The organism is Duganella phyllosphaerae, from assembly GCF_001758785.1.
Taxonomy (GTDB): domain Bacteria; phylum Pseudomonadota; class Gammaproteobacteria; order Burkholderiales; family Burkholderiaceae_D; genus Rugamonas; species Rugamonas phyllosphaerae.
The window spans coordinates 1-7,933 of sequence record NZ_LROM01000144.1; the positions used below are offsets into that span (position 1 = coordinate 1).

At 62.7% G+C, this 7,933-nt stretch carries 8 protein-coding genes; 4 read left to right on the forward strand and 4 right to left on the reverse strand.

The features are described 5' to 3' along the window. A partial coding sequence (locus tag DUPY_RS23985) for a DnaJ domain-containing protein (protein WP_167359106.1) occupies positions 1-287 on the reverse strand: 287 nt, incomplete at its 3' end. 147 nt (positions 288-434) lie between these two features. On the opposite strand from DUPY_RS23985, the gene DUPY_RS23990 reads away from it, so the two are divergent. Together DUPY_RS23990 and DUPY_RS23995 are read left to right on the forward strand one after the other, a co-directional pair. Continuing rightward, positions 435-1,826, forward strand: a complete 1,392-nt coding sequence (locus tag DUPY_RS23990) for an MATE family efflux transporter (RefSeq protein WP_070251672.1) — start codon at positions 435-437, stop codon at positions 1,824-1,826. Between the two features lie 138 nt (positions 1,827-1,964). Further along, positions 1,965-4,190, forward strand: a complete 2,226-nt coding sequence (locus DUPY_RS23995) for a S9 family peptidase (RefSeq protein ID WP_070251673.1) — start codon at positions 1,965-1,967, stop codon at positions 4,188-4,190. 63 nt (positions 4,191-4,253) lie between these two features. Here DUPY_RS23995 and DUPY_RS24000 read toward each other — a convergent pair whose 3' ends face one another. Beyond that, a complete protein-coding gene (locus DUPY_RS24000; RefSeq protein WP_019921742.1) occupies positions 4,254-4,445 on the reverse strand; it encodes a CsbD family protein in 192 nt (63 codons plus the stop codon). A 232-nt stretch (positions 4,446-4,677) separates the two neighbouring features. Between DUPY_RS24000 and DUPY_RS24005 the strand changes: the two genes are divergently transcribed. Both DUPY_RS24005 and DUPY_RS24010 read left to right on the forward strand, forming a co-directional pair. After that, positions 4,678-5,505, forward strand: a complete 828-nt coding sequence (locus tag DUPY_RS24005) for an HDOD domain-containing protein (protein ID WP_070251674.1) — start codon at positions 4,678-4,680, stop codon at positions 5,503-5,505. 172 nt (positions 5,506-5,677) lie between these two features. Then, complete coding sequence (locus DUPY_RS24010; protein ID WP_070251675.1) at positions 5,678-5,956, forward strand: flagellar protein FliT; 279 nt, start codon at positions 5,678-5,680, stop codon at positions 5,954-5,956. Between the two features lie 158 nt (positions 5,957-6,114). Here the strand turns inward: DUPY_RS24010 and DUPY_RS24015 are convergent, their stop codons facing one another. Further along, a complete protein-coding gene (locus DUPY_RS24015) occupies positions 6,115-7,338 on the reverse strand; it encodes an aspartate aminotransferase type Ic (RefSeq protein ID WP_070251676.1) in 1,224 nt (407 codons plus the stop codon). A 119-nt stretch (positions 7,339-7,457) separates the two neighbouring features. After that, on the reverse strand, positions 7,458-7,933 hold a 476-nt coding region (locus DUPY_RS24020), incomplete at its 5' end, for an LPXTG cell wall anchor domain-containing protein (RefSeq protein WP_141749653.1).

Genomic DNA, 7,933 nt, shown 5'->3' on the forward strand with positions numbered 1-7,933 from the left:
GCCCCACCGGCACGGCCGCCGCCACCGCCCCAGCCCGGTGGCGGCCGGAACTCCTGGCCGGCGCGGAATTGCTGGCCGCGCCCGAGGTCGTCGTACGCCGCGCGCTTTTCGGCGTCGCCGAGCACGCCGTAGGCTTCGTTGAGCTCCTGGGTTTTCTTTTGCGCGTCCGCTTCCTTGCTGACGTCCGGGTGATACTTGCGGACCAGCTTGCGGTAGGCCTTCTTGATCTCGTCTTCGGAGGCCGTCTTGGCCACGCCGAGGGTCTGGTAATAATCCTTGTATTCCACCTTGATGCTCCTGTATGGGCTGCCCGCTATCCTGAAAAGCAGTCTAGCGCAGTTTGAGGGGGCAGTGAGTTCGTGATGCAAATGATAATCCGCAAGTTGGTGTGTCTCACAGTAAAATCAAGGGTTTCTCCCATCTGGCAGGTTTCCATGCAGCACACGTTCACCGTTCGTAATATCCGCGCCGAAGTCATCTCGCTGTGGCAACTGGCCTGGCCGATGCTGATCGGCCAGCTGGCCACCGTCGGCATGGGCGTGGCGGACGTGGCCATGACGGGCCACACCAGCGCCGACGAGCTGGCGGCCGTCTCCCTGGGCGCTTCGATCTGGTCGATCATCCTGGTCACCGTCAGCGGTACCATGATGGCGATTAACAGCATCGTCGCGCACGACATCGGCGCCGGCCAGTTGGCGCGGGTGCCGCACGCGGTACGGCAGTCGTTGTGGAAGTCGCTGGGCGTGGGCGTGATCGCCATGGCGCTGGCCAACCTGGCCACGCTGCTGTTCGACCACCTGTACCTGACCCCGCACGTGCAGCACCAGGCCGAGCTGTTCGTCCACATCATCAGCTTCGGCTTGCCGCCGTTTGCAGCCTACCGCGCCTTGTACGGCTACAGCACCAGCATCAACGAGACGCGGCCGGTGATGGCGATCGCCATCCTGGGTCTGCTGTTCAATGTGTTCGTCAACTGGCTGCTGGTGTTCGGCAACTGGGGGCTGCCGGCACTGGGCGGCGTCGGTTGCGCCGTGTCCACTGCGCTGTGCATGTGGCTGATGCTCGCGGCCATGCTGCTGTGGATCCGGCGCGCGCCGGCCTACCGCGCCACGTATCCGTTTTCGCACTGGGAAGGCCCGCACTGGCCCGAGATCGCCTCGATGCTGCGCCTCGGTGTGCCGATCGGCATCAGCTATTTTGCCGAGGTCAGCGCGTTCGGCGCGGTGAGCCTGCTGGTGGCGCGCTACGGCGTGATACCGATTTCGGCGCACCAGATCGCACTCAATTTCACCTCGCTGGTGTTCATGGTGCCACTCAGCTTTGGCATTGCCCTGATTACCCGCGTGGGCCAGGCCGTGGGCGAAGGCGAACCGGCGCGGGCGCGCTTCATTTCGTGGGTGGGCGTGTGGATGTCGCTGGCGTTCGGCGTGCTCTCGGCCATCTTCATCGTGCTGTTCCGCTACCAGATCGCCCGCGCCTACACGTCGGACCTGGCGGTGCAGGAGCTGTGTGCGCACCTGCTGCTGTTTGCCGCGCTGTTCCAGTTATCGGATTCCACCCAGGTGGCGGCGTCGTGCGCGATTCGCGGCTACAAGGTGTCGCGCCAGCCGATGGTGATCCAGGTGACGGCGTTCTGGGGCTTCGCACTGCCGATCGGCTGCTGGCTGGGCCTGGCGCCGCAATGGCTGCCGTTCGCGCCGGCGCAGCCGATGGCGGCGTCCGGTTTCTGGATCGGCCTGGTGGTGGGATTGACGGTGGCTGCGGTGCTGCTGAGCTGGGCCCTGCAACGACTTTCGCTAGCGCGGGTAAAGACGGCGCCGGTCTGATCACCACGCTGGTGCGGTTCGCCAAAACCGCACCAAACTATCAACGGTATTGACCGTCTTATTCAGAACATTGCTACCTCGCCAGCAGTGAGTCAGTCTGGTATCGTCACGGATTGCATAATTTCCGAGACATTCTTCATGCGCTTTATTCTCGCACCAATCACGCTGTGTGCAATGCTTGCCGGTGGCCACGCCACCGCCGAGAAACTTACCCTGGACCGCATCCACTCCGACCCGTCGCTCAGCGGCCCTGGCGTACGCAACCTGAAGGTCTCGCCGGACGGCGCGCGCGTCACTTTCCTCAAGGGCCGCGACGACAACCAGTTCCAGCTCGACTTGTGGGAATATAACCTGAAGAACAAATCGACCCAGCGCCTGGTCGATTCGAAAACCCTGGTGCCGGAAGAAAACCTGTCCGACGCCGAAAAAGCGCGCCGCGAACGCGCCCGTACCGCCGCCCTCAAGGGCATCCTCAACTACAGCTGGTCGCCGGACGGCAAGCAGCTGCTGGTGCCGATCGCCGGCAACCTGTACCTGATCGACGCCGCCAAGCCCGACGCCGCGCGCCTGGTCGCCAAGGGCAATGTACTCGATCCGAAAATCTCGCCCAAGGGCCGCTACCTGTCGTTCGTGCGCGACCAGAACCTGTTCGTGATCGACTTGACTACCAACGCCGAGCGCCAGCTGACCAGCGACGGCGCCGGCACCATCCACAACGGCGAGGCCGAGTTCGTGGCGCAGGAAGAAATGCACCAGACCACCGGCTACTACTGGGCGCCGGACGACTCGGCCATCGCCTTCAAGCGCTACGACGAAGCGCAGGTGCCGGTGGTGCGCCGCTTCGAGATCTATGCCGACCGTACCGACGTGATCGACCAGCGCTACCCGGCCGCCGGCGACCCGAACGCCACCGTGCAACTGAAGATCGTCTCGCCTGCCGGCGGCGCGATTCGCAATGTGGACCTTGGCAGCGAACAGGATATCTACCTGGTGCGCGCCGACTGGAGCAGCGACAGCAAAGCGCTGCTGTTCCAGCGCCAGAGCCGCGACCAGAAAAAACTCGAACTGATCTCGGTCGATGCCGCCACGCTGGCGCAGCGCGTGCTGGTCACCGAAACCTCGAAAACCTGGGTCGATATCTTCGACGACCTGCGCTTCCTGGCCAAAGGCAAAGGTTTTGTGTGGTCGTCGGAACGCACGGGCCGCAAGCACCTGTACCTGTACGATATGAATGGCAAGCTGCTGCATCCGATCTCGAGCGGCGAATGGGGCGTGGACCGCTTGCTGGCCGTCGACGAGAAAGCCGGTCGCGTGTTCGTGCAATCGAACCGCGACGCGGTAACCGACAGCCAGACCTACGCGCTCAGGCTCGACGGCTCCAGCGCCGACAAGCCTGCCCGCATCACCCAAGGCGACGGCTGGCACGATTCCAACTTTGCCGGCAATGGCGAAGTCTTCGTCGATACCTACTCCGATCCAAGCACGCCGCCCCAGGTGAGCATCCGCCGGCCCGACGGCACCATGATCAGCTGGCTCGAGCACAATGAGCTGAACGCCAGCCACCCGTACGCGAAATACCTGGACGCCCACCTGCGCCCCGAATACGGCACCATCAAGTCGAAAGACGGCCAGACCATGTACTACTCGATCACCAAGCCATCCGGCTTCGATCCAGCCAAAAAGTACCCGGTGTTCCTGTCCACCTACGGCGGCCCGGGCGCGCAGCATGTCGCGCGCAAGTGGGGCAACCTGTTCGACCAGTACATGGCGCAGCAGGGCTTCGTGGTGTGGCGCCTCGATAACCGCGGTTCGAGCCGCCGCGAGCGCGCGTTCACCGACCCGATCTACCTCGACATGGGCCGCGCCGAAGTGGAAGACCAGTTGACCGGCATCGAGTGGCTGAGCAAGCAGAGCTTTATCGATCCGAAGCGCATCGGCGTGTTCGGCTGGAGTTACGGCGGCTTCATGACCCTGCGCCTGCTGTCGCAGGGTTCGGACAAGATCGCCATGGGCGTGTCGGTGGCGCCGGTGACCGACTGGTCGCTGTACGACACCCACTACACCGAGCGCTTCATGAGCACGCCGAAGCTGAACGTGGCCGGTTACAAGTCGGGCAGCGTGTTCTCGCACGTCGATGGCTTGAAATCGAAGCTGCTGCTGGTGCACGGCATGGCCGACGACAACGTGCTGTTCACTAACACCACGCGCATGATCGATGCGCTGGTGGCGCGCAACGTGCAGTTCGACCTGATGACCTACCCGGGCGCGAAGCACGGTATCTCGGGCAAGGTGCCGCAGCGCCACGTGTATGGCATGATCGAGGCCTTCTTCAAGAAGAACCTGATGCCGGAACCCACCAAGTAATGTAGACAGACGTCAAAAGGGCCGCGATTGCGGCCCTTGTTTTACCTGCATCCCAAGCGTGGCTTAGTTGCGGTTGCCCTTGAGGGTGTCGTCAATGGCTTCTTTGGCGTCGCCGACGTTCTTTTGCAGCTTGCCTTCGGCTTGCTTGTTGAGGCCCTTGGCCTGCTGTTCCGAAGAGCCGACTACTTTACCGGCGCCTTCCTGGATTTTGCCGCCGATTTCCTTCGCCTTACCTTTGACTTGATCTTCGTTCATGATGCACTCCTTGGGTCAATGTTGAAGCTACCGGACACACAACGTTGTGTGCATGGGTTTCACTATAGGCCGGTCATGGTCGAGCTTCTGTGCGGTCACTCACCAAGAATGTAAAACCGTGGGCGACAGAAAAGATACGGTCGGGTGCAAAAGGCTTCTTTCTGATGGCGAATCGCTATATAGTTAACCCATAGCAACGTGCTAACAACGACGAACACCCAGGAGATCCCAGATGAAACTTGATGCACTGTTCCAGAATCCGACCGCGTTGCCTACCGCCCCGAAAGTCGTCGAAGAACTGATCAGCAGCTTCGACAAGGCCAGCGTCTCCACCGAGGAGATCGCCAAGAAGCTGTCGACGGACCCGGTGCTGAGCGCCAAGCTGCTGCGATTGGCCAACTCGGCCTACTACCATGTCTCGCGCAGCATCGGCACGGTGGAAGATGCGGTGCTGATGCTCGGTTTCGTCACGGTGCGCACGCTCGTTATCAGCTCCGGCCTGGTGAGCGGTTTCAAGACCGTGCCCGGCCTCGACCTCAAGCAATTCTGGCGCTACAGTCTGCACACGGCGGTCTCGGCCAAGTGGATCGCCAAGAAAACCCGCGAAAACACCGACCTCGCCTTCACCATCGGCATGATGCACGCGATCGGCCAGTTGGTGATCCACTCGGCCATGCCGGAAAAGGCCATGGCCCTCGATAAAGTGGCCGGCCCGATGGACTCGCGCCGCCTGGACGCCGAAGTGGCCTCGTTCGGTTACACCTTCGCCGACGTCGGCGCCGAACTGGCCCGCCGCTGGAAATTCCCGGAAACCTTCGCTGAAACCATCATGGCCTTCCCCGAGCCGCACAAGGATGGCGAGCTCAACCGCCTGGCAGCGGTGGTGTCGCTGGCCGCCTGGCGCGCCCGCGTGGAACAGGCCGGCCTCACGGCCGAAGAAATCACCGCCTGCTACCCGACCGAGCTGGCCGAAGAACTGGGCCTGGAAGACGACGCCCTGATCGACGACATGCCGTCGCCGGACGAACTGTCCGCAGGCCTGGAAGAATTGGTGAAGTAAGCGACAATATTTCGCACTGTTTCGCCGCCAAAGCTGCCTGATTTCGGTCCGGCAGCTTTTTTTTCCTCTTTTTCAAATTATTTTGATTTTGCCCTCAAGTTCCCGTTTAAGCGGACGTTAATCAAGACATGCGGTAATCCGTCTTGATCTCGCAACTTATCCTGGTGAGCTGATGAACACTTCCGAAGTCCTCTCGATGTACGAAAACATTGCCGGCCTGAGCACCCAGATGGCTGCCGCCGCGCGCATGGGCGACTGGGATGGCGTCGGCAAACTGGAAGCCCGCTGCGGCAGCGCCGCGCGCGCCACGGCCACCGGCGTACCGCCACTGGAAGGCGCCCCGCGCCTGCGCAAGATCGACCTGCTCAAACAAATCCTGGCCAACGACCGCGAAATCCGCGACCTGGCCGATCCCTGGATGAACACCATCCCCGGCATGGCCCGCCAGTAAAACCAGCCAGCCCAACAAAAAAGCGCCCACCCGGCGCTTTTTTTTCACCCCTACTTCGGGGTCAGTGCCGACATTCGGACATTTTTGAACTTATTTGCACCGCACTGGTCAGCAAATTGATGCGCTCGTGTCCGAATGTCGGCACTGACCCCGAAGTCTTATGCGAGGGCGACGCGCAGGGACAGGGCGATGCCTTGGGCTGCCTGGGTGATTTCGTCGAGCGACGGGAAGCTCGGGGCGATGCGGATGTGGCGGTCTTTCGGATCGTTACCATACGGGAAGGCCGCGCCGGCTGGCGTGAGGGTGATGCCCGCTTCCTTGGCCAGCGCCACCGTGCGTTTCGCGGCGCCGTCCGGCGTCACCAGGTCGATGAAGTAGCCGCCTTGCGGACGGGTCCAGCTCACGCCCGGCACTTTGCCCAGGTACTCTTCGAATTGCGCCAGTACCGCGTCGAACTTCGGCTTCAGCAGGGCCGCGTGCTGTTCCATCAGCGCTTCCACGGTCGGCAGGTCTTTCAGCAGGCGCACGTGGCGCAGCTGGTTGATCTTGTCCGGGCCGATGCTGCGGATGCCGGCAAGCTTGGTCCACCAGGCGATATTGGCCGGCGACGACGCCAGCGCGGCGATGCCCGAACCGGCCCAGGTCACTTTCGACGAGGAGGCGAACACGAACGCACGGTCCGGGTTGCCGGCGGCGGCGCACGCTTTGAGGATATCTTGCACCTCCAGCTTTTTCGCCCCCAAGTGGTGGAAGCGATAGGCGTCGTCCCACATCAGGATGAAGTCGGGAGCGGCGGTTTTCATCGCGGCCAGGCGCTGCACCACGGCGTCGGAATACACCACGCCGCCCGGGTTGCTGTACTTCGGCACGCACCACATGCCCTTGATGCTGGCGTCCTCGGCCACCAGTTTTTCCACCAGGTCCATGTCCGGACCATCGTCGTTCATCGGCACGTTGATCATCTTGATGCCGCGCGTTTCGCAGATGGCGAAGTGGCGGTCGTAGCCCGGTACCGGGCACAGGAAGGTCACCGGCTCGCGCACCCACGGCACGTTGCCGGGCGTGCCGTTCAACAGGGCATAGACGATGACGTCGTGCATCAGCGACAGGCTGGCGCTGCTGTCGACCACCACCTGCGCGGCCGGCACGGCCAGCAATTCGCCGAACAATGCGCGCGCCTCCGGCAGGCCAACCGTGCCGCCGTAGTTGCGGCCGTCGGTGCCGTCAGCGGCCTTGTAGCCGTCCACGGCCTCGAGCAAGGCGTTCGACAGGTCGAGCTGCTCGGGCGATGGCTTGCCACGTGACATATCGAGTTTGAGACCGAGTTGCTTGAACGCTTGGTACTGTTGTTGGTCCTGGGATGGAAGGTCGGCTGCAGTCATGGGGCTCTTTCAAAATGGGAAGGCGAGGCTCGAAAGCGTCGATAACTATACCCCAGTTCGTCAGAGCGTTGACAGAGCTTCAAGTTATATACTTATGCGAAAAAAGTTCTTACATGGAATCAGGGCTGGACCGCCGGTCCCGGGGCGGCCCACTCGGGCGTGGGCACTTCGCGGAACTCGTCACCAGCCGCTTCGGTCGTGCGCGGCTTCTTGCGGAAGCCTTGCCATATCTTGAGCGGCTTGCCCGACTTCTTGCGGCGCAGGTAGAACCACACACCAGCGCCAGCCAGCAAGGCGGCGGCCAGCGCACCGAGAATCAGCGGCAGCTTGCTCGATTGCTCTTCCGGCGGCTTTTCCTTTTTGTACTTGAGCTTGGGCAGCACGCGGCGTTGCTGTACTGGTGCGGCTTCCGGCGCCGGTACAGCGGCTTCCTTGGCGGCTTCCTTGGCGCCCTCGACGCCGGCCTCGGCCTTCAGCGCTGGCGTGGGCGCGGCCGGCTTGGCCGCGACCGGTGTCTCCGGCTTGATCTCTGCGGCCCGCGCTTCGCCCATGCCGGAGGCGATGGTCAACGGCTTGGCGGCGGGGGCTGCCGGGG

Coding starts and splice junctions, on each gene's coding strand:
- DUPY_RS24015 (WP_070251676.1), bottom strand. CDS start 7,338: ATGACTGCAGCCGACCTTCCATCCCAGGACCAACAACAGTACCAAGCG.
- DUPY_RS23995 (WP_070251673.1), top strand. CDS start 1,965: ATGCGCTTTATTCTCGCACCAATCACGCTGTGTGCAATGCTTGCCGGT.
- DUPY_RS24005 (WP_070251674.1), top strand. CDS start 4,678: ATGAAACTTGATGCACTGTTCCAGAATCCGACCGCGTTGCCTACCGCC.
- DUPY_RS24000 (WP_019921742.1), bottom strand. CDS start 4,445: ATGAACGAAGATCAAGTCAAAGGTAAGGCGAAGGAAATCGGCGGCAAA.
- DUPY_RS23990 (WP_070251672.1), top strand. CDS start 435: ATGCAGCACACGTTCACCGTTCGTAATATCCGCGCCGAAGTCATCTCG.
- DUPY_RS24010 (WP_070251675.1), top strand. CDS start 5,678: ATGAACACTTCCGAAGTCCTCTCGATGTACGAAAACATTGCCGGCCTG.